Annotated in this window: 18 protein-coding genes and 2 pseudogenes; 8 read left to right on the forward strand and 12 right to left on the reverse strand. The window is 63.8% G+C overall.

The annotated features are described in order from the left end of the window. The coding region (locus tag BGN91_RS02315; protein ID WP_292610344.1) for a histidine kinase dimerization/phospho-acceptor domain-containing protein at positions 1 to 1,233 on the forward strand (1,233 nt) is incomplete at its 5' end. Between the two features lie 76 nt (positions 1,234 to 1,309). Beyond that, complete coding sequence (locus BGN91_RS02320; protein ID WP_292610345.1) at positions 1,310 to 1,903, forward strand: hypothetical protein; 594 nt, start codon at positions 1,310 to 1,312, stop codon at positions 1,901 to 1,903. A 23-nt stretch (positions 1,904 to 1,926) separates the two neighbouring features. On the opposite strand, the gene BGN91_RS02325 is transcribed toward BGN91_RS02320, so the two are convergent. Together BGN91_RS02325 and BGN91_RS02330 are read right to left on the reverse strand one after the other, a co-directional pair. After that, a complete protein-coding gene (locus BGN91_RS02325) occupies positions 1,927 to 2,577 on the reverse strand; it encodes a 3-oxoacid CoA-transferase subunit B (RefSeq protein ID WP_292610346.1) in 651 nt (216 codons plus the stop codon). 171 nt (positions 2,578 to 2,748) lie between these two features. After that, on the reverse strand, positions 2,749 to 3,456 hold the full coding sequence (locus BGN91_RS02330) for a CoA transferase subunit A (protein ID WP_292610347.1): 708 nt from the start codon (positions 3,454 to 3,456) through the stop codon (positions 2,749 to 2,751). A 211-nt stretch (positions 3,457 to 3,667) separates the two neighbouring features. On the opposite strand from BGN91_RS02330, the gene BGN91_RS02335 reads away from it, so the two are divergent. After that, positions 3,668 to 5,623, forward strand: coding sequence for an AsmA family protein (locus BGN91_RS02335; protein ID WP_292610348.1), 1,956 nt, complete (start codon positions 3,668 to 3,670; stop codon positions 5,621 to 5,623). A 39-nt stretch (positions 5,624 to 5,662) separates the two neighbouring features. On the opposite strand, the gene BGN91_RS02340 is transcribed toward BGN91_RS02335, so the two are convergent. From BGN91_RS02340 to BGN91_RS02355, 4 genes and pseudogenes are all read right to left on the reverse strand, one after another. After that, positions 5,663 to 6,466 carry an ABC transporter permease gene (locus BGN91_RS02340; RefSeq protein WP_292610349.1) on the reverse strand — a complete coding sequence of 268 codons (804 nt, stop codon included), beginning with the start codon at positions 6,464 to 6,466 and terminating at the stop codon, positions 5,663 to 5,665. A 94-nt stretch (positions 6,467 to 6,560) separates the two neighbouring features. Next, positions 6,561 to 7,475, reverse strand: a complete 915-nt coding sequence (locus BGN91_RS02345) for an ABC transporter permease (RefSeq protein ID WP_292610350.1) — start codon at positions 7,473 to 7,475, stop codon at positions 6,561 to 6,563. Further along, positions 7,472 to 8,617 (reverse strand): ABC transporter ATP-binding protein, encoded by a 1,146-nt coding sequence (locus BGN91_RS02350; protein WP_292610351.1) that lies wholly within the window; start codon positions 8,615 to 8,617, stop codon positions 7,472 to 7,474. Before BGN91_RS02350 ends, BGN91_RS02345 begins: the two co-directional genes overlap by 4 nt. Positions 8,618 to 8,859: 242 nt before the next feature. After that, a pseudogene (locus BGN91_RS02355) lies at positions 8,860 to 10,581 on the reverse strand (EAL domain-containing protein); the annotation flags it as partial. Between the two features lie 692 nt (positions 10,582 to 11,273). On the opposite strand from BGN91_RS02355, the gene BGN91_RS02360 reads away from it, so the two are divergent. Further along, entirely contained in the window at positions 11,274 to 12,377 is a 1,104-nt protein-coding gene (locus BGN91_RS02360) for an NAD(P)/FAD-dependent oxidoreductase (protein WP_292610352.1), read from the forward strand. Between the two features lie 93 nt (positions 12,378 to 12,470). Here the strand turns inward: BGN91_RS02360 and BGN91_RS02365 are convergent, their stop codons facing one another. Next, positions 12,471 to 12,656 (reverse strand): DUF465 domain-containing protein, encoded by a 186-nt coding sequence (locus tag BGN91_RS02365; protein WP_292610353.1) that lies wholly within the window; start codon positions 12,654 to 12,656, stop codon positions 12,471 to 12,473. Between the two features lie 344 nt (positions 12,657 to 13,000). On the opposite strand from BGN91_RS02365, the gene BGN91_RS02370 reads away from it, so the two are divergent. Next, positions 13,001 to 13,207 (forward strand): DUF465 domain-containing protein, encoded by a 207-nt coding sequence (locus BGN91_RS02370; RefSeq protein WP_292610354.1) that lies wholly within the window; start codon positions 13,001 to 13,003, stop codon positions 13,205 to 13,207. Between the two features lie 29 nt (positions 13,208 to 13,236). On the opposite strand, the gene BGN91_RS02375 is transcribed toward BGN91_RS02370, so the two are convergent. After that, on the reverse strand, positions 13,237 to 13,911 hold the full coding sequence (locus tag BGN91_RS02375) for a GGDEF domain-containing protein (RefSeq protein WP_292610411.1): 675 nt from the start codon (positions 13,909 to 13,911) through the stop codon (positions 13,237 to 13,239). Positions 13,912 to 14,035: 124 nt separating this feature from the next. Between BGN91_RS02375 and purE the strand changes: the two genes are divergently transcribed. Together purE and BGN91_RS02385 are read left to right on the forward strand one after the other, a co-directional pair. After that, positions 14,036 to 14,524 carry a 5-(carboxyamino)imidazole ribonucleotide mutase gene (gene purE, locus BGN91_RS02380; protein ID WP_292610355.1) on the forward strand — a complete coding sequence of 163 codons (489 nt, stop codon included), beginning with the start codon at positions 14,036 to 14,038 and terminating at the stop codon, positions 14,522 to 14,524. After that, positions 14,521 to 15,618 (forward strand): 5-(carboxyamino)imidazole ribonucleotide synthase, encoded by a 1,098-nt coding sequence (locus tag BGN91_RS02385; protein WP_292610356.1) that lies wholly within the window; start codon positions 14,521 to 14,523, stop codon positions 15,616 to 15,618. The genes purE and BGN91_RS02385 overlap by 4 nt, the downstream gene beginning before the upstream one ends. 185 nt (positions 15,619 to 15,803) lie before the next feature. Here BGN91_RS02385 and aqpZ read toward each other — a convergent pair whose 3' ends face one another. Continuing rightward, positions 15,804 to 16,517, reverse strand: coding sequence for an aquaporin Z (aqpZ, locus tag BGN91_RS02390; protein ID WP_292610357.1), 714 nt, complete (start codon positions 16,515 to 16,517; stop codon positions 15,804 to 15,806). A gap of 266 nt (positions 16,518 to 16,783) precedes the next feature. Here aqpZ and rpsU point away from each other — a divergent pair, with 266 nt between their 5' ends. Beyond that, on the forward strand, positions 16,784 to 17,071 hold the full coding sequence (gene rpsU / locus BGN91_RS02395) for a 30S ribosomal protein S21 (protein WP_292610358.1): 288 nt from the start codon (positions 16,784 to 16,786) through the stop codon (positions 17,069 to 17,071). Between the two features lie 67 nt (positions 17,072 to 17,138). Here the strand turns inward: rpsU and BGN91_RS02400 are convergent, their stop codons facing one another. The 3 genes and pseudogenes from BGN91_RS02400 to BGN91_RS02410 form a co-directional block, all read right to left on the reverse strand. Then, a complete protein-coding gene (locus BGN91_RS02400) occupies positions 17,139 to 17,978 on the reverse strand; it encodes a hypothetical protein (RefSeq protein ID WP_292610359.1) in 840 nt (279 codons plus the stop codon). Positions 17,979 to 18,155: 177 nt separating this feature from the next. Then, positions 18,156 to 19,628, reverse strand: a complete 1,473-nt coding sequence (locus BGN91_RS02405) for a hypothetical protein (RefSeq protein ID WP_292610360.1) — start codon at positions 19,626 to 19,628, stop codon at positions 18,156 to 18,158. A 57-nt stretch (positions 19,629 to 19,685) separates the two neighbouring features. After that, positions 19,686 to 20,115: pseudogene (locus tag BGN91_RS02410) on the reverse strand (ionic transporter y4hA); the annotation flags it as partial.

A 20,115-nucleotide genomic window follows, 5' to 3' on the forward strand; every position in this document is an offset into this window, starting at 1 on the left:
GCACCGTCGGGCGCGCGGCAACAGCCGATCACCGCCCACCTTTTTGCGATCGCGTGGGATGGCGAGCCTGCGCACGCGCTGATCTGCGCCGGTGCGCAGGCTCAGTCCCCCGTAGATCATGCCGCCGCCGAGGAACTCGGCGCCATCCTGGACACCACGGCCGAAGGCATCCTGATGCTCGACGAAGGCGGACGGATCACCGCCAGCAACCGCAGCGCCGAGGCGTTGTTCGGCCGCTCCGGCGACAGTCTCACGCAACTCGATCTCGCCGATCTCTTCGCGCCGGAAAGCCAGGGTGCGGTGCGCAACTATCTCAGCAGACTTGCAGACGACGGCGTCGCAAGCCTGCTCGACCACGGCCTCGAGGTGTTGGGCCGCGCGCGCGAGGGCCTGATCCCGCTATCGATGACGATGGGCCGGACGCGGGCCGATGCTCCCAACTTCTTCGCGGTGTTCCGCGACCTGTCGCAGGCCAGAAAGATGGAGACCGAACTGTCGCAGGCGCGGCGGCAGGCCGATCGCGCGGCAAACGCGAAGGCCGACGTGCTGGCGCGCATCAGTCATGAAATCCGAACGCCGCTCAACGCCATCATCGGCTTTGCGGAAGTGATGAGCGACGAGAAATTCGGTCCGCTCGGCAACGAACGCTACGGCGAATACATGAAGGACATCCGCGCTTCCGGGCAGCGCATCATCGCTTTCATCGACGACCTGCTCGACCTGTCGCGGATCGAAACCGGCAAGCTCGATCTCGCCTTCGTCAACCAGAACCTCAACAAGCTGGTCGAGCAATGCGTCGCGGCGATGCAGCCGCAAGCCAATCGCGAACGCATCATCATCCGCACCTCGCTCGCGCACACGCTGCCGCCGATCGTGGCGGACGTGCAGGCGCTGCGCCAGATCACGCTCAACCTGATCGGGAACTCGATCCATCTCGCCAATGCCGGCGGTCAGGTCATCGTCTCGACAGCGATCAACGATTTCGGCGACGTGGCGCTGCGCGTGCGCGATACCGGGCATGGGCTCAACGACAACGAGGTGGCGGCGGCGACGGAGCCGTTCCGCACGCAGGCGCCGAGCGATCAGGCTTCGGAGAGCGCCGGCGTCAGCCTGTCGCTCACCAAGGCGCTGGTGGAAGCCAATCGCGCCCAGTTCCACATCAGGACCGGGCCGCATTCCGGCACGTTGATCGAGGTGGTGTTCGCGCAGGCGAAGGCGCTGGCTTCGAAATAGCAATACCGACACGCGGCATGGATGTGGCCTGCGGCTGGTCTGTGGCCTATAGTTGCCTGGTTGCCGGAGCCCCCGAATGTCGACATTCTCGAACAAGTATGGATTGGTTTTGGTGGCCGCGCTTTGCGTGAGCTGGTGCGCGGCGCGCGCTCAGGGCGAGCCGGTGAAATACTGGATTCCGTTTGGACCGTTCGGCTTCGGCGGCGAAGCCGCTTCAGCCGGCGCGGCAACGTACGGCAACGTTCCGGGCTTTGACCTCGAACAAACCGACAAGAGCGGATTCTTTGTCCGAAGCTACAGCGCTCCCGCCGGTTCGTTCTCGGGCTTCGGCTGGAATGGCATCGGCGGCGCGTTCGGCAATTTCGGCGCGCTGTCTTATGACAGCACGCAGGTCGGCTACAGCTTCAAAGGCGCGGGCAATATGCCCGTGACGGTGTTCGGCGGTGTCGATTCCCTGAAATTCGGTCCGGACGCCTTCAACGCGATCACGTCCCTGAACCCCGGCGCCGGCGCGACCGCCGCCTCCGGCTTCCATGCGGGCGTCGAGATCCGGCCGACCTCGAACCTCAGCGTGTCGTTCTCGGCCGGCTACACCCAGCCGCAATCGGGTATCGCAGACGGCGACATCAGCTCAAGCCTCTTGCCCAGGGAACTCGGCGGACGGCGCTGATGCAGTAGCACCGCCACAGCAGCTCAAGCGTTCGTCAGCGCGACCCGGTATTCGGCTTCGGTCTTCGCCTTGACCTCGTCAAGCGCGACGCCGTCGGCGAGTTCGATCAGCACCATGCCGTCCTTGCCGTGCTTGTCGATGGTGAACACCGCAAGATCGGTCACGACCAGATCGACGACCTTTTCGCCGGTCAGCGGCAACGTGCATCGCTTGAGCAGCTTGGGACCATCCTTGGCGGAATGCTCCATCACCACGACGACACGCTTGACGCCGGCGACGAGATCCATCGCGCCGCCCATGCCCTTGACCATCTTGCCGGGGATCATCCAGTTGGCGAGATCGCCGTTCTGCGCCACCTGCATCGCGCCGAGGATGGACAGGTCGATATGGCCGCCGCGCACCATGCCGAACGAGTCCGCCGAGGAAAAATAGCTCGTGGTCGGCAGCTCGCTTACCGTCTGCTTGCCGGCGTTGATGAGATCGGGATCCTCCTCCCCCTCGTAGGGGAACGGACCCATGCCGAGCATGCCGTTTTCGCTCTGGAGCTGGACGTCGATACCGTCAGGGATGAAGTTCGACACCAGCGTCGGAATGCCGATGCCGAGATTGACGTAATAGCCGTCGCGCAATTCCTTGGCGGCGCGCGCCGCCATCTGCTCGCGGGTCCAGGCCATCGGCGGGCTCTCCTGTCTTCCTTGTCTATCTCGTCATTGGGGGAAGCGAAGCGACGAAGCGATCCGGTCTCGATCCTGAGCGTCGCTGCGCTGGCAATGACGGCCTATAAAACCGGCGTTCATTCATTTCGACATGATCCGTTCGGAAAGCCGAATATCACTTTAACGGCATCATGCCGCCGGACGCGGGCGGGTGTTGCGGAATTCGATGTGCTTCCGGGCGCTTCCGACCTCGACGAGGCGATTGACGAAGATGCCGGGCGTGTGGATGTGATCGGGGTCGATCTCGCCCGCGGGCACGAGATGCTCGACTTCGGCGACGGTGATTTTCGCCGCGGTCGCCATCATCGGATTGAAGTTCCGCGCGGTCTTGCGATAGACTAGATTGCCTGCGGTGTCGCCCTTCCAGGCGTGGACGATGGCGAGGTCGGCGAACAGGCCGCGCTCCATCAGGTATTTCTCGCCGTCGAACTCCCTCACCTCCTTGCCTTCGGCAATCAGGGTGCCAACGCCGGTCTTGGTGTAGAATGCCGGAATGCCGGCGCCGCCGGCGCGGATGCGCTCGGCCAGCGTGCCCTGCGGATTGAATTCGAGTTCCAGTTCGCCCGCGAGATACTGCTGCGCGAACAGCTTGTTCTCGCCGACATAGGACGAGATCATCTTCCTGATCTGCCGCGTTTCGAGCAGTCGTCCCAGACCGATGCCATCGACACCGGCGTTGTTGGACACGACCGTGAGATTCTTGACGCCGGAGTCGCGGATCGCATCGGCCAGCGTTTCCGCGATCCCGCACAGGCCGAAGCCGCCTGACATGATCATCATGCCGTCCCTGAGGATGCCGTCGAGGGCCGATTTGGCGTCCGGATAGACCTTGTTCATGAGATGGGACCTGTGGAAGGAAAGCGGCCGCCCGCCAGGCGCCGCCGGGCACGGCAGGCGGCAAGTATCCGGCAAAATCCCTCCCGCCGCAACGGGATGCAAATGGTCGATTCGGAGCACTGGCGGCCTTGAAAGCGTCAAGAAAACCAATCAAGTTGCGGCCCAGCCGGACCGGTGCCCGACCGTCCGGCAAGCGTCAACCAACCCGGACATGTCACTGACGATGGCCCAAGGAATGAAGCGCCTGGGAATATCGGTCGCGGCAATTCTGGCAGTTGCGCTGACAGCGATAACCGGGCTGATCGCGATGTCACGGCTGCTCGACCGTGACGCCTTGCGCGATGCGGTGGAAACGCAGATCCGCGCGGTGACGGGCCTCGACTTCGTTGCAGATGGCCGCATCGACATCTCGGTTTTTCCCGGCAGTTATGTCTCGTTCCATGATGTCCGCATCAAGGGCAGCAACGCCGATGCTCCCGCGCTCAGCGTCGACGTGCTCACCGCCAATCTGCGACTGCTTCCGCTCCTGATGCAACGCTTCCACATCGCCGACGTCATGATGCTGCGTCCTCACATCCGCGTGACACGCGCCGCCGACGGCCAGAGCAACTGGACCCCGTTTGTCGAAACGATCGCGCGAACCATGAAGCCCGGAGCAGACAGTCCGGTTTCGTTTTCGGAAATCCGGATCCAGGACGGCGAACTCAGCTATGAGGATACCTCCAATCGGATCTCCGAGAACCTCGGCGATATCGACCTGTCGCTGGCTTGGCCCTCGATCTCCCGCTCGTTCGCCGCAACCGGACAATTCGACTGGCGCGGCGAACGCGTCGACGGCAGCATCAGCCTCAGCGATTTTCTCGCCGCGCTGTCCGGCGAGCGGTCGGGCCTGAAGGTCAAGATCGCCAGCGCGCCGTTGAAATTCGTGTTCGACGGCGTGGTTGCGAACCCGGTCAGCCTGATGATGGAAGGCACGGTGACCGCCGACAGCGCCTCGTTGCGCGAGGCAATGGGCTGGATCGGACAGCCTCCGCCCGGCAGCGGCGGGTTTGGACGCTTCGCGCTCAAGGCACGCGCCAACGTGATCGGCGCATCGATCGCGTTGACCAATGTCAACATCGAGATCGACGGCAACGTCGCCGAAGGCGTCATGACCTACGCCAACAACGGTCGGCAGACCTTGCAGGCGACGCTGGCCGCCGGCGCGGTCGATTTCACGCCCTATATCCAGACGATCCGTCTGCTCGCCAACGGCGCACGCGACTGGAACAGACAGTTGTTCGACCTGCATGCGCTGTCCGCCACCGATCTCGACATGCGGCTTTCGGCGGCGAAGGTCACCGTCGGTTCGACCAGGCTCGGCAAGACCGCGCTCGGCGCCAACCTGCGCAACGGGACGCTGGCGCTCAGCATCGGCGAAGCGCAGATCTATGACGGAATCGCCAAGGGTTCGTTCGGCATCTCGCAGGCCGACGCGGCCGCCGAGGTGAAGGCGCAGTTTCAGCTCACCGACGTCGATCTGCAAGCCTGCGCCAGCGATCTGTTCGGCACCGGCAAGCTCTCCGGACGCGGCAACCTGAATCTCTCGCTCGAGGCCAGGGGATCGAGTCCGTTCGGGTTGGCGCAATCGCTCGACGGGACAGCGACCCTGACCGGGCATGACGGCGCCATCAACGGGTTCAACATCGAACAGTTGCTGAAGCGGCTGGAGCGCCGGCCGCTCTCAGGCGGCGGAAATTTCCGCAACGGCAAGACGCCGTTCGACACGCTGAACATCGCCATCAAGTTCAATGACGGCATCGCGGTCGCGACCGATGTGCGCGTCGAGGGGCCGGCGGCGCGTCTCACCGTCACCGGCACCGCCTCGGTGCCTGCGCGCGACTACGACCTCAAGGGCATCGCAAGCCTGACACCGGCGACGAATGCCGACAATTTCGACCTGCCCTTCGTGATCCAGGGACCGTGGGACGATCCGCTGATTTTTCCCGATCCGGAAAGCCTGATCCGCCGATCCAAGGCGTCGGCGCCGCTGCTCGACGCGGTCAAGGACCGCAAGAGCCGCGACGCGGTTCGCTCGGTGATCGAGCGTCTGACCAACCGGAAAACGATTCCTGAAGCGGCCGCCCCACCCTCGCCGGCGGAATCCGGAACATCGCGCACGAACTGACAACGCGACCGATTCCACTCCAAAACGCTATAATCCGTCTTACAACGGTGCGGCGCTTTCGCCCTGCCGGCTCGACAGCTTCGACGCCAGCGATGCGGCGATGATAACGAGTGCGATCGATCCGATGATCAATGTGCAGATCGCGTTGATCTCGGGCTTCACGCCGAGACGCACCTCCGAATAGATGCGGATCGGCAGCGTCGTCGAGCCGGGTCCGGTGGTGAAACTCGCGATCACGAGATCGTCCATCGACAGCGTAAAGGCCAGCATCCAGCCGGCCGCGACCGACGGCAGGATCAGCGGCAGCGTCACCTTGAGGAAAGCCCGCAGCGGATCGCAGCCGAGATCCATCGCGGCTTCCTCGAGGCTTCGATCGAGTGAGCCGAGTCGCGATTGCACCACCACCGTGACGAAGCACATGGTCAGCGTGGTATGGGCGATCGTGACCGTCCAGAATCCGCGCTCCGCATTGACCGCAACGAACAGCAGCAGCAATGACAAACCGGTGATGACTTCGGGCATCACCAGCGGCGCATAGAGCATGCCGGAAAACAGCGTGCGCCCCCGGAAACTCTCGCCGCGCGTCAAGGCAACCGCCGCGAGCGTGCCGAGGATGGTGGCCGCCGTTGCCGAGACGACCCCGACCCGCAGACTCATCGCGGCCGCGGACAACATCGCGGCATCATTGAAGAACTCCGCGTACCAGCGCAGCGACCAGCCGCCCCACACCGTCACCAGACGCGAGGCATTGAACGAATAGATCACGAGAACGACGATCGGCAGATACAAAAACGCCAGCCCGAGCGTGAGCGAGGTGATGTTGAAACGGGACAGGTGTTTCATTTGGCGCACGACCTCCGTCGCGCGCAGAGCCCGCTCGCCTTCCCGCGGGGAGAGATGACGGTTTTGCTCGATCGCTTCGAACCGCCATTTCCCATCATCGCCTCCCCTCAAGCTGGCGACGCTGCATCCGCTCGTAGACCAGGAGCGGCGCCAACAGCAGCACCAACAGCACGATGGCGATCGCCGACGCCACCGGCCAGTCGCGGTTGGTGAAGAATTCCAGCCACAGCGTCTGCCCGATCATCGGCGAGCGCGATCCCGCCAGCAGATCCGGAATCACGAACTCGCCGACGATCGGGATGAAGCACAGCAGCGCGCCCGCGCCGACGCCGGGCAGAGACAGCGGAAACGTCACCAGCCAGAATGTCGCCAGCCGCGAACCGCCGAGATCGGCCGAGGCTTCGAGCAGCGTGGTATCGATCTTGGCCAGCGTCGCATAAAGCGGAAGGATCATGAACGGCAGATAGGAATAGACGATGCCGATATACATCGCGGTGTCGGTGGACAGCCACACGACCGGCGCGGACACGACATGCAGCGCGAGCAGCGTCTTGTTGAGGATGCCGTCGTGCTGGAGGATGTTGATCCATGCATAGACGCGGATCAGGAACGACGTCCAGAACGGCACGATCACCAGGATCATCGCGATCGGTTGCCACCGCGCCGGCAGTCGCGACATGCCGTAGGCGACGGGATAGCCGACCGCGAGCAGAATCGCCGTCGATATCAGCGCGACCACAATGCTTCGCAGGTAGGACAGGATATAGAGATGATCCGCGGCGAGCAGTCGGAAATTCTCCAGCGACAGCGTCGCAAAGGCGGCCTTGAGCGCGGCCATGCCCTGCGCCGGATCGAACACCGGCACATAGGGTGGCTGTGCAATGACGGTTTGGGACAGGCTGATCTTGAGCACGAAGCCGAACGGCAGCAGGAAGAACAACAGCATCCACAGCAACGGCGCGACCGCCGCCCTGCGGGCAGGAGTTGTGAAGAGACGTCGCCCGCTCATCTGTCGAGCACCACGCAATCGTCCGGAGCGAACCACGCCACCACGCGCTGCGCGGGATCGAACGCATCGAGATCGAGCCGCGCGATGTTGGCGACCGACGCGCGCAGCTGCGCGCCGCTGTCGAGCCTGATCTGATAACGGGTCTGGCCGCCGAGATAGCTGATGCCGGCGATCACGCCCGCCAGGCGGTTGATCCCGCCCGCATCGTCATCATCAGGCGCAGATTCGTGAGCCGACAGGCGAACCTTCTCGGGGCGGATCGCGACGCAGACCTGATCGGTCGTCAACGCCTGCAAGGGCGCTGCGGCGATGATGCCCCCGGCATCCGGCGTCGCGATCGTCACGCGCCCCGCATCGCGCGAGGCGATTTTGCCATCGATGATGTTGACGCCGCCGACGAATTCGGCGACCCAGCGCGAATTCGGCGCCTCATAGAGTTGCCGCGGCGTCGCCACCTGCACCAGGTGTCCGGCGTTCATCACCCCGATGCGGTCCGCCATCATCATCGCCTCCTCCTGATCGTGAGTGACGACGATGAAGGTCATGCCGAGCTGGCGCTGCAGCCGCATCAGCTCGGCTTGCGTATTCTCGCGCAGCTTCTTGTCGAGCGCTGCGAGCGGCTCATCGAGCAGCAGCAGTCGTGGACGCCGCGCCAGCGCGCGGGCCAGCGCCACGCGCTGCCTCTGGCCGCCCGAAAGCTGATCAGGCTTGCGCCGTTCCATGCTCTCGAGCTTCAGCAGCGCAATCATCTCGGTGACACGGGCCTTGATCTCCTCGCGCGGCAGGCCCGCTCGCTTCAGCCCGAACGCGATATTGTCCTGCACGCTGAGATGGGGAAACAGTGCATAGTTCTGGAACATCATGTTGACGGGGCGCTGATGCGGCGGAATGCCGGCGATGTCCTGGCCGTCGAGAAGGATCCTGCCGGCATCCGGCGTCTCGAATCCCGCCAGCATCCGCAACAGCGTGGTCTTGCCACAACCGCTCGGCCCGAGCAGCGCGAAAAACTCTCCCGCCTTGATGTCGAGCGCCAGCCGGTCGACCGCGGTAAATCGGCCGAAGCGCTTGACGAGCGCATCGAGCTGCAACAGCGGAATGTCGGCCCCTGCCACATCAGGGGCTTGCCTCGCGTCGTCAGTCATTCCACCCCGTTTCGTTTCGCGATGAAGCATCGCGTCCATTTCAGCGAGTCTCCTTGCGAGTATCCGAACGACCATCGCAATACACGTTGCCGGCGGCTTTTTGGATGCGGCATTCGCGCCCGCAGATTGCGCTCAAACAGGCGGCGAATGTCAAATCGCCACGCGAGCGCGACGAAGCTTCGCGACGGTTCGCGAAGGAACCCGGCTGCCGCGACACGATCGTCTCGCGATGAAAGCGGCTGTCATCCGGCCTTGCGGCAGGTTGCCTCGGGAATGTGGGGCGGACGCCCGACCAGGGTGGCGTATTGCGCGATCGGTTCCGGCTTGCCGATGAAATAGCCCTGGACCGCATCGCAGCCCGCGTCGGCCAGAAAGCCTAGCTGTTCAGGCGTCTCGACGCCCTCCGCCAGGATCGACACGTCGAGACCGTGGCCGAGGCCGATCACCGCCCGGACGATCGCCGCGGACTGCGGATTGCATCCGAGATACATGACGAACGTCCGGTCGATCTTGATCTTGTCGAACGGGAACGCCTGGAAGTAGCTCAGCGACGAGTAGCCGCTGCCGAAATCGTCCATCGAGATGCGAACGCCCAACGCCTTCAGCCGCCGCAGCAGCGCCAGGCTGCGCTCGAAGTCCTCGATCAGCACGCCTTCGGTGATCTCCAGTTCCAGCCGGTTCGGATCGAGTCCGGTTTCCTGCAGAATCGAATGCACGAGCCCGACCAGATCGCCATGAACGAACTGCACCGGCGACAGGTTGACCGAGATCTGCTTCGGGTTCGGCCAGGACGCCGCCTCCCGGCACGCCTCGCGCAGAACCCACTCGCCCATGGCCACGATCAGGCCGCTCTCCTCGGCGAGCGGAATGAAATCGTCGGGCAGAACGAGGCCGCGGGTCGGATGAGTCCATCGCGCCAGCGCCTCGAAGCCGGTCACATCGCCATCACCGAGTTTGTGGCCCGTGCGCGCCTGCGGCTGATAGTGCAGCGACAGTTCGCCGTTGCGGATGGCGCTCGACAGATCCTGATGCAATGCGCGGCGATCCCGGATCTGGCGATCCATGTCGGGGTCGAAAATGCCGATCGATCCGCGCGACCTCTTCTTGGCGCGGAACAGTGCGGCGCCGGAATTGGAGAGCAGCGAGGCCGGGTCGATGCCATCGCGCGGAAACAGCGCGATGCCGCAGCTCAGGCCGACGCGAACGGATTTGCCGTCGACCAGAAATTCCGGCGTCATCGCCTCGACGAGCCGTTCGGCGAGCGCCTTGCCCGCGGCAGGCTGCCCGCCGTCGATGATCACGCCGAACTCGTCGCCGCTCAGCCTTGCGACAAGGCCGCCGTGCGCCGCTTCCTGAATGCGATGGGCCACTTCGATCAACAACTTGTCGCCGACCGCGTGGCCGAACACGTCGTTGATCTCCTTGAGCCCGTCAAGATCGACCGACAGCACCGCGAACTCGTCGTTCGTGCCCTGGCACGACTCGATCATCTGCGACAACGCTTTCAGGAACGCGGTGCGGTTCGGCAGGTCGGTCAGACCGTCGTGATAGGCCATGTGGACCATGCGCGACTCGGTCTGGCGGCGATCGGTCACATCTTCATGCGTCTTGATCAGATATTGCGGTTCGCCGTCGGCAGCCGCCACGGTTACGCGGCGGGTCAGGAACAGCCGCAGCCCCTCACTGGTGCTGATCGGATGCTGGGTCAGGAAGCCGCCCGTCCGGATCGCCATTTCGTCACGGGCGAGGATCAGCTTCGCGTCGCGCGGATCGAAGATATCCGATACGGTCAGCCCGACGACATCCTCGCGGCGGCGATTGAGAAGCGCCTCGGCGGGCCGATTGGCGAGCAGGTAATGCCCGTCGCTGGCGCGCTGGACGATCAGCGATACCGGAATGTTGTCCACGACGGTTTCGAGAAACTTCTTTGTGCTTTCGAGTTCGCGCGACAGCGACTTGCGCTCGAGCGCATCCGTACGCAAACCCGCGCGCCTGACCTTGCGCACCCTGGACACACGGATGGCCGCCGCGGTCAGAAAACAAAAGGCGATAACGCCGCCGGCAAGAATTTGCCGGACCGCGCCGCCATGGGTTACGACGTCCCCGCTCTCCGGTAAAACGATGGCCGCCAACGCGTCCGAAGACGTCGCCGCGACTACCATGTATATGAGCCCCATCGCAGCAACGAAGTTGCAGCCGCCCGCCTGCCAATTCTTGCCAGTCATCGCGCACCCGAAATCTGCCGGCGGAGTGTCTGGCTCAACGGGTTTGAATCTGGTAAAAACTTACCCCCACCATTGAAAAATGCGCCTTGGGTTCCACAATTGGTTTCTCATGATTAATGCCCTGCTAACGGGCGCCCGGCCACGCCGTTCGCATCGCCTTGCTGCGACGGCAATGCGCGCGGACGCTCTCGCCGGCGACCGTGCCAATTGCAATCCGAACCGATCCCGTGTGGTGGTTGAGAAGCTGGCTTTATTTTCTCTGCAAATCCCGCAAGCGAACCGCTGAACCCGAACAGCGCTACTTTGATCGAATCGATCCCAAACCATGAATATGATCGGTCGAATATTTGAGAGCGGGATGCCAGCCGAAATTCGCTACGGAGGGCGCAGCGCACCAAGACGAACTTCGAATTTGAGCGATCAGGCCGCGAATGGACAGGGTTGAGTGCGTCATCATCGGTGCCGGGGTGGTCGGGCTCGCGATCGCGCGCCGGTTCGCACGATCAGGCCGCGAGGTCGTCGTTCTCGAGGCAGCGGAAGCGATCGGAACGGCGACGTCGTCGCGCAGCAGCGAAGTGATTCACGCCGGCATCTATTATTCCCCGGGTAGCCTGATGGCGCGGACGTGCGTCAGCGGTCGGCGCGCGCTTTACGCGTATTGCCGCGAATACGGCATTCCGCACAGCAATTGCGGCAAGCTGATCGTCGCGACGAACGAGTCGGAAGCCGGCCGGTTGCAGTCCATCAGGGCGCGCGCCGAGGCCAATGGCGTCGAAGGCATGCAATCGTTGAGCGGCACTGAGGCCCGCGCGCTTGAGCCGGCGCTTCAATGCGTTGCCGCGCTGCTGTCTCCGTCGACAGGAATTATCGACAGCCACGCCTATATGCTGGCGTTGCGCGGCGACGCCGAGCGCGACGGCGCGGCGTTCGCGTTTCTGACGCCGCTGTTGCGCGCAAAAGCAACGCCACAAGGATTGGAAATCGAAACCGGCGGCGACACGCCGATGACGCTCGCCTGCGATCTCATGATCAATGCGGCCGGTCTTGGCGCGCCGGCCGTGGCGCGCAGCATCGAAGGCATGCCGGCGGATCGCATTCCGCAGGCTTACCTCGCCAAGGGAACCTATTTCAGTTGCAGTGCGCGAGCGCCGTTCTCGCGTTTGATCTATCCGGTGCCGGAGCCCGGTGGCCTCGGCGTGCATCTGACGTTCGACCTCGCGGGACAGGCGCGTTTCGGTCCCGACGTGGAATGGATCGACAGCCCGGACTATGCCGTCGACCCGGCGCGAGCGGCGCGGTTTTATCCGGCGGTCCGGCGTTACTGGCCGGACCTGCCGGACGGCGCCCTGCTACCGGCGTATTCCGGAATCCGGCCGAAGATCGTGCCGCCGGCCGTCGCGGTGCAGGACTTCATCATTGAGTGGCAAGCCGATCACGGCGTCGCCGGGCTTATCAACCTGTTCGGAATTGAATCGCCCGGCCTCACGGCATCGCTTGCGATCGCCGACCATGTCGCCGCGCTGGCGGAGACGTAGACGACAAACCGACCCCATGCCGATTCCCCGCACCACCGGCGGCGATCAATCGGCGACGCAAAGGCCGCGGGTCCCTCAAAGACTGGAAGGATTTTAGTGGAGGGTCTCGACCGCGGAGAGTTTCAATCTTTCGATCTCGTCCTTGAGCATCAGTTTCCGGCGTTTCAATTCGGCAATCCTCAGGTCGTCGGTGGAAAGATGCCTGAGAGCATCGTGCAATTCGCCTTCCAGGATCCGATGTTTCCGTTCCAGTTCAGCGAGATGCGCCTGAATTGCCATTCGAACCTCCTCGGTAGGTTTCAACCTCAGATTCGCTCCGGATTCTTGAGTGTACATGAACCCTTACGGCTGTCGATGGGTCAGAAAAGCACATCGATCATATTTGCGGGATTCGGAGATGAACCGTAAGGGCGAAGCCGCCGGGCGACTTGCGCGGCGCGCGGCCAGGGACAATAATTCGCCCAGAGCGGAGAAAGTATGGTGCGGTTTTCGCCCGCATCCGCTCTAAAATATTGCTAAAATATTGGAATCGATCACGTTCATGGTTTTGGATCGATCTGATCCAAAATCATCGTGATCTAGCTGAAACCTCCAACTTTTCGCAACTCTTCACGAATTCACTCATGACCGACGAAGAAGAGCGCGAACTCGGAGCTGAGCTCGCCCGGCTGCACCAGGAACACCGCGATCTCGACGCCGCCATCGATGCCCTGCATCAATCGCCCGCGCCCGATCTGCTGCGCCTGCAGCGGCTGAAGAAACGCAAGCTGCAGTTGCGGGACCGCATCGCCTTCATCGAAGACCAGATCACGCCGGATATCATCGCCTGAATACCGCGGTCGCCGCCGCCGGCCGCCTTTCAGCTGCCCCGCCGCTGCGCCTTGCGGACATACATCGCGCAGTCGGCCTGCTCCAGCGCGGTGCCGGCGTCGGCATGCGGTCCCAGAATGGCGATCCCGATCGATGCGCCGGTGGCGATCGCTCGTCCGCGGAAAGTCAGTGTCAGCCCGTCGATGGTCTCTTCCAGAGCCGACGCCTTGGCCCTGGCGTCGGTCTCGCTGAGATTCCACAACAGCAGCGCGAATTCGTCGCCGCCGAGCCGCCCGATCAGGTCGGAGGATCGCACGTGTCGGGACAGCGCCGCGACAACGGCCTTCAGCACCGCATCTCCGGCCGCGTGACCGAACGCGTCATTGATCGGTTTCAGACGATCGACGTCGAGCACGAACAGCGCACCGTTTGCGTGATAGCGCCGGATATAGGCAACCGAACGGCGAAGCTCCCGTTCGAAGCCGCGGCGATTGAGGACGCCCAGAAGAAAGTCGGTATCCGCGGACGCCTCCAGATCCGCGATACGCGCCTGCGCGGCCGCGAGCCGGGTCTTGAGGCGGCGGATCGTGGATCTGGCATCGGCCGCAATGTCACGTTGCGGCGCCGTCGGGCGCGTTGGTGCGAGGGCGACCGACGTGGTTTTGCGGCGGCTCGCCTTGCGTTTCACAGCGGTCGAAGCCGACGCTTTCGAGGTCTTTTTCATCGCCACAGTCTTGCCGTCGTTCACCAAGACAGGATAGTTCAGTCCCCACCGCTTGCCCCGTCAAGGCACCCTCCTATAATCCGCACCATGTTTTCCGGATTCCGAAAGAAATAAAACAAATAAAATGACCGCCGCCGTCGCCATCATCATGGGAAGCCAGTCGGACTGGGAAACCATGCGTCACGCCGCGGACACGCTGGCTGCGCTGGGCGTGGCGAGCGAGACGCGAATCGTATCCGCGCACCGGACACCCGAGCGGCTGTTCGCATTCGCCAGGGGCGCCAAGGCGGAGGGGTTCAAGGTCATCATCGCGGGCGCGGGCGGCGCCGCGCACCTCCCGGGCATGACGGCGTCGCTGACCGAACTCCCGGTGCTTGGCGTGCCCGTCGAATCCAAAACGCTGGCCGGGGTCGACTCGCTGTATTCGATCGTGCAGATGCCGGCCGGAATTCCGGTGGGAACGCTTGCGATCGGCAAGGCCGGCGCCGTCAATGCGGCGCTGCTGGCGGCGAGCGTGCTCGCGCTCAGCGACCCGGAACTGGCCGGCCGCCTGAAAGCATGGCGCAAGCAGCAGACGGATGCCGTGGGCGAGCGTCCGGAGGGATCGGCGTGAGCGCTTCTCGGCGGGTGACGCTCAAGCCGGGCGATACCATCGGCATTCTCGGCGGCGGGCAACTCGGCCGGATGCTGGCCCTGGCGGCGGCGCGCCTTGGCCTCAAGTGCCAGGTGTTCTCGCCGGATCCGGACTCGCCGGCGTTCGACGTCGTGCAGAACGCCACCTGCGCCGAGTACGCCGACGTCGAGGCGCTGGAATTGTTCGCGGCCGACGTCGACGTCGTCACCTATGAATTCGAGAATATCCCGGCTTCGACCGCGATGGTGCTCGCCGCGCGCCGGCCGGTGCTGCCCGACTATCGCATTCTGGAGACGGTTCAGGACCGGATGCTGGAGAAGAATTTCTTAGCCGGTCTGGGTATCGCCACCGCCGCCTATGCCGACGTCGCATCGCCGCAGACGTTGCGCGAGGCGATCAAGGTGGTCGGGCTGCCGGCGGTGATCAAGACCCGCCGCTTCGGCTATGACGGCAAGGGCCAGGCCATCATCCGCGACGGCGACGATCCTGGTCAGGCGTGGGACGATCTCGGCACCAGATCGGCGATCGCGGAAGCCTTCGTGCCGTTCGAGCGCGAGATTTCCGTGATCGCGGCACGCGGCGCCGATGGCCGCGTCGAATGCTTCGACGTGACCGAGAACGAACATCGCGATCACATCCTGAAATATTCACGCGTACCGGCTGCGATTTCCGATACGCTCGCCGCGCAGGCGCGCGACATCGCGAAAAAAATCGCGGATGCGCTCGATTATGTCGGCGTGCTGGCCGTGGAAATGTTCGTGGTGCCGGGCCCGGGCGGCCCGGCGCTGCTCGTCAGCGAGATCGCGCCGCGAGTCCACAATTCCGGGCACTGGACCCTCGACGGCGCTTCTGTCTCGCAGTTCGAACAGCACATCCGCGCCGTCGCCGGCTGGCCGCTCGGCAAGCCGGTCCGGCACGGCAGCGTCGTCATGACAAACCTGATCGGCGACGACATTCTTGACTATGGCAAATGGCTCACCGTGCCCGGCGCCGCCGTGCATATCTACGGCAAGGGCGCGCAGCGCCCGGGCCGCAAGATGGGCCATGTCACCGAGGTCAAGGGTAGCGGCTGACTGCGGTCCCGCGTGACGTCCCGCCTCCGCTGGCGTGATGGCGAGGAGTTCAAGGACGACGCGCGGCAGCGCTCCCGCAGCGACGAAGCAATCCAGTTCTCAAATGCAAATTCCGGATTGCTCCGCCTCACGCGCAAAATCGGCAAGGGGCCAGTTTTGTCGCAAGCCCGCAATGACGCGATGGACTACCTCCCCGCGACAACGCCTTCCGGCTCCTCACTGAGCCCGCGATAGACCACGCCTCCGATGACGCCGCCGATCAGCGGCGCCACCCAGAACAGCCAGAGCTGCTCCAGCGCCCAACCGCCGACGAACAGCGCCGGCCCGGTGCTGCGCGCGGGGTTCACCGACGTGTTGGTGACGGGGATGCTGACGAGGTGGATCATCACCAGCGCGAGCCCGATCGCGAGCGGCGCGAAACCGGCCGGAGCTTTGCCGTGGGTCGAACCCATGATGACGAACAGGAACATGGCGGTCATCGTCACCTCGGTGACGAAGGCAACCATGAGATTGTAGTGACCCGGCGAATGCTCGCCGTAGCCGTTGGATGCGAATCCCTTGGCGACGTCGAAGCCCGGGGCCCCGCTGGCGATCACATAAAGCAGCGCCGCGGCGGCGATCGCGCCGATCACCTGCGCGATGATGTAGGGCAGCACCTGTCCTGCCGGAAACCGTCCGCCCGCGGTCAGCCCCACGGTCACCGCCGGATTCAAGTGGCAGCCCGAAACATGCCCGATCGCATAAGCCATGGTGACGACGCTGAGGCCAAAGGTGAAGGCGACGCCCAGAAGACCGATTCCGACCTGCGGAAAGGCTGCGGCGATAACCGCGCTGCCGCACCCCATAAAGGTCAACCAGAAAGTACCGATCAGTTCGGCCGCGTATTTCCTGACATCCATGACACGCCTCCCATTATTCCGAGGATCAATCGTTCGGGATCAAGAACCATAAAACCGTATTGTGAAGCACTCCCCGGCCATAACGGCGGTACTTTTGGAGGAATCCACCTAACTTTCGGCTTGCCCGCGTACAAACCGCGGTCTGGCGGTGGACATTAGGGGCTCGATCTGTTACATCGGCACCCTTGACGCTGAGGGCTTGGCCTTTGTCGGCCCTCCCGCTTCTGATCAAATTCTCACTTCGTGCAATTGAAAGAGGATGCCGCGTGCAGGTTCTCGTTCGCGATAATAATGTCGATCAAGCCCTCAAGGCGCTGAAGAAGAAGATGCAGCGCGAGGGGATTTTCCGCGAGATGAAGCTCCGCGGCCATTACGAAAAGCCCTCCGAAAAGAAAGCGCGCGAAAAGGCCGAAGCCGTCCGCCGCGCCCGCAAGCTCGCGCGCAAGAAGATGCAGCGCGAAGGCCTGCTGCCGATGAAGCCGAAGCCGGTTTTTGGCGCTGGACCCGGCGCAGGCCGTGGAGGTCCGGGCGCCGGTCCGCGCGGACCGCGCTGAACGCCTGCTTCCGATCGAGCTTTAACAAAAAACGCGGGGTTCCAGCCCCGCGTTTTTTGTTTTGCGGCTATTTCGGCAGCACTGCCTGGACAACCGATTTCGCGGCCGAAAGCATGTCGTCGGCGACCGTGGTATGGGCGCTCGTCTGCACCGCCGCGTTGACCTCAGGATCGGGTCGCGCCGAGGCTTGCGGAATATCCGCAGGCGGAACCGGCAGCCTTGCGCGGTCTTCGGAGCGGTTGAAAGGCGATCCCTCCCCGGTCCCCGTTCCGTCAAGCCTGGGAGTTTCGACGGCAGGCGCTGACACCTGAATCGGTGGCGGAAGCGGATGCATCGCCGTCTGAGGCGCAGCGCGCGCGACGTCCTGCAGGCGCGAGGTTTCGGCGGGATGGCGATCGGCGTCCTGCTGAGTTCGCATGGCCTCCGACTGAGGTCGCGAGCCCTCCATGTGCGGGAAGGCATCGTTCGTGCTGCGCACGCGGTCGATCGCAGCACGCGCGAGATCATTGGCGTCGCGAAGGTCGTCCGGGATAGAGGCCGTCTGCGCCGGAGCGGCCGCAACCTTGGCGGCGGCCTTTTCGCGCCGCGCCGCTTGATGTTTCTTCATGGCGGCCGGCACGGACGCGGTTTCCGCGCGCTTCTCGACGGGCTTCTCCGCCATCACCTCCGGCTGGACCTTCTCGGCGGGCACCGTCGCAACCGCCTTTTCGGAAATGCCCCTCGCGCGAACGCCGGTTTCCGAACCGCCCGCTTTGTCGGGCACCGCAGCGGACGATACGGCGGCTGGGGCCGATGCGTCGGCGGGCTTGCCAACGACGTAGTGGTTGACGATGTAGGCGCCCGTCACCGTCGCCACCACCGATGGCAGGATCTTCTCGAAAAAGAACTTTGAAGCGTATTTCAGCATGACCGGCCTCTCCCACGCAGTCTGATGCGGAAACTTTGGGGCCGATTGAGGGATCAATCGCGACCGATCGGTGGCATGGTGCCCGGCCCACGTCACGTTTCGTAGCGTTTTGTGAAGCTCTGCGTGACGAAGCGCGCCGGACCGGAAACCAGGAGCGCGACTTTCGCAACTCCGGCGTCAGAGCAGCTTGATCCGGCCGAACACCATGAAACCGGTGAGGTCGCGCCCATAGACCGGCTTCAGATCGTCGGGCAGCAGGTAGCGGCTGACCAGCCCGCCTACGCCGAACTTGGCATGATCGGTGCGGATGAAATCGTAGATCCCGCCGACCGAGACCTTGCCCACGTTGAAAACCCTCTCTTCCAGACCGGGAACGTGATGAGTCAGTTCGTTCTCCGCGACCTGCTCTGCGCGCATGAACAGCGTCCAGTTGTTTTTCAGAATCATGGAACTTTCGAACAGATAGGCGTCCAGCGTTTCCCCCGGGCTCAGCATCTTGCGGCCCCAGGCCGCCGTCGCGCTCCAGAGATGCCCGTCGCCGAACGACGTGGTGTAGATCGCCGACGCCGTCAGGCGGTTTTCGTTGACCGCCGGTTCGAGCTGCTCCGGCGAATTCAGGTGCCCGTAGGACACCTGCAGCGACAATTCGCGAACCGGATTCCAGCTCACCCGGCCCGCAAAGCTGTCGAGCGCCGGCCGCTCGATGTCGTAGCGGTACTGGTCCGGCTCCCGACCGCGAAACGTCGACGCCTCGAACTTCCAGTTGTCGAGAACAAGACCGGCCGTCACCACACCGAATGTGATGTGCGTCGAGTCGAGCCAGTGATGGCTGATCGGCGCCTCCGGATTGTCCATGCCGCTGAGACGATGCATGAAGGCCGGCGGACCGAGCGCGGGTTCGCCCGGCAGGCCGCCATAGACAAAGACGCTCGAGTTCGCGGTGATGGTGTGGCTGTACGTCGCCGCCATCTCCATGAACAGATCATGCGGATGCTGGCGATCGACCAGATGCGACACGCCGTCGGCGGTCTCGCCGTTTGCCAGCAATAGCGGATAGCCCGCCGCGCCCATCAGCGGCTCCGGCGACAGCATGGCGCGCATGCCGAAGGTGCCGTCTCCGAGCGGCCGCTGCGCCATGGTCATGAGCATGCCGCTAACGAAAGTCTTCTCCGCGCCGCGCGGACCCGGCTGCCGGTCGTAATTCAGGTTGATAGAGCCGTGAGTCATCACGCTCCAGGCTTCGAACTGCTGATGAAGCCCTTCGTGCGGCGAGGTATCCGGCTGCCAGCTCGTTCCCGACGCCTCACGCGCCATCATGTAGGGTCCGAGAAAGCCGGGCATGGAACCGTGGCCGTCCGTTCCGTGTCCCGTATGCGCGGAGCGCATCGTCCCATGATCCATGTGCGCGGTATCCATCTGCGCGACGGTCGGCGCCGGAGGCTTTCGTTTCGCCGCCGCATGTTTCCGCTTCTCCTGGGGCGCGAGGTGAGACTGATGGGATAGTCCGCCAGAGGCGGCGTGACCCATATGTTCGTGACCCATGCGTTCGTGGTCCGGCACCTCCTGGCCCGCAGCGGCGGATGCCATTGCCCCCAGCGTGAATACGAGATACGCGCGGTGGCTGATCCGGCGCAGAATGCGTTGAGACATGCGATCCTCAAAGCCTCGCCTCGGGCGAAGCCGTCGGTGATTCCGTTCATGGTCCGACTATGGCACGAACACCATGAAGACATAGATCATGAACACCACGATATGGATCATTCCGAACAGGATGTTGGTCCGGCCGGTTCCGAAGGTCAGCATGCTCAGAAGGAATGTCATGCCCAGCAGGATCATTTTCTGGGCGCTGAGCCCGAGTTCGAGCGGCTTGTCCATGACATAGGCGGCCACCGCGACGGCCGGAATCGTCAAGCCTATGGTTGCCAGCGAGGAGCCGAGCGCAAGGTTGATGCTCTTCTGCAGATCGTTCTGCCGCGCGGCCGAGATCGCCGCGACGCTTTCCGGCAGTAGCACCAGCAGCGCCAGCAGCACGCCGCCGAGGGCTTCCGGCGCGCCGACCACCGCGATGCCCGCGTCGATCACCAGCGAGAATTTCTTTGCCAGCAGCACGACGGCGAGCAGCGAGATCAACAGCAAC

This window comes from Nitrobacter sp. 62-13 (assembly GCF_001896955.1).
Taxonomy (GTDB): domain Bacteria; phylum Pseudomonadota; class Alphaproteobacteria; order Rhizobiales; family Xanthobacteraceae; genus Nitrobacter.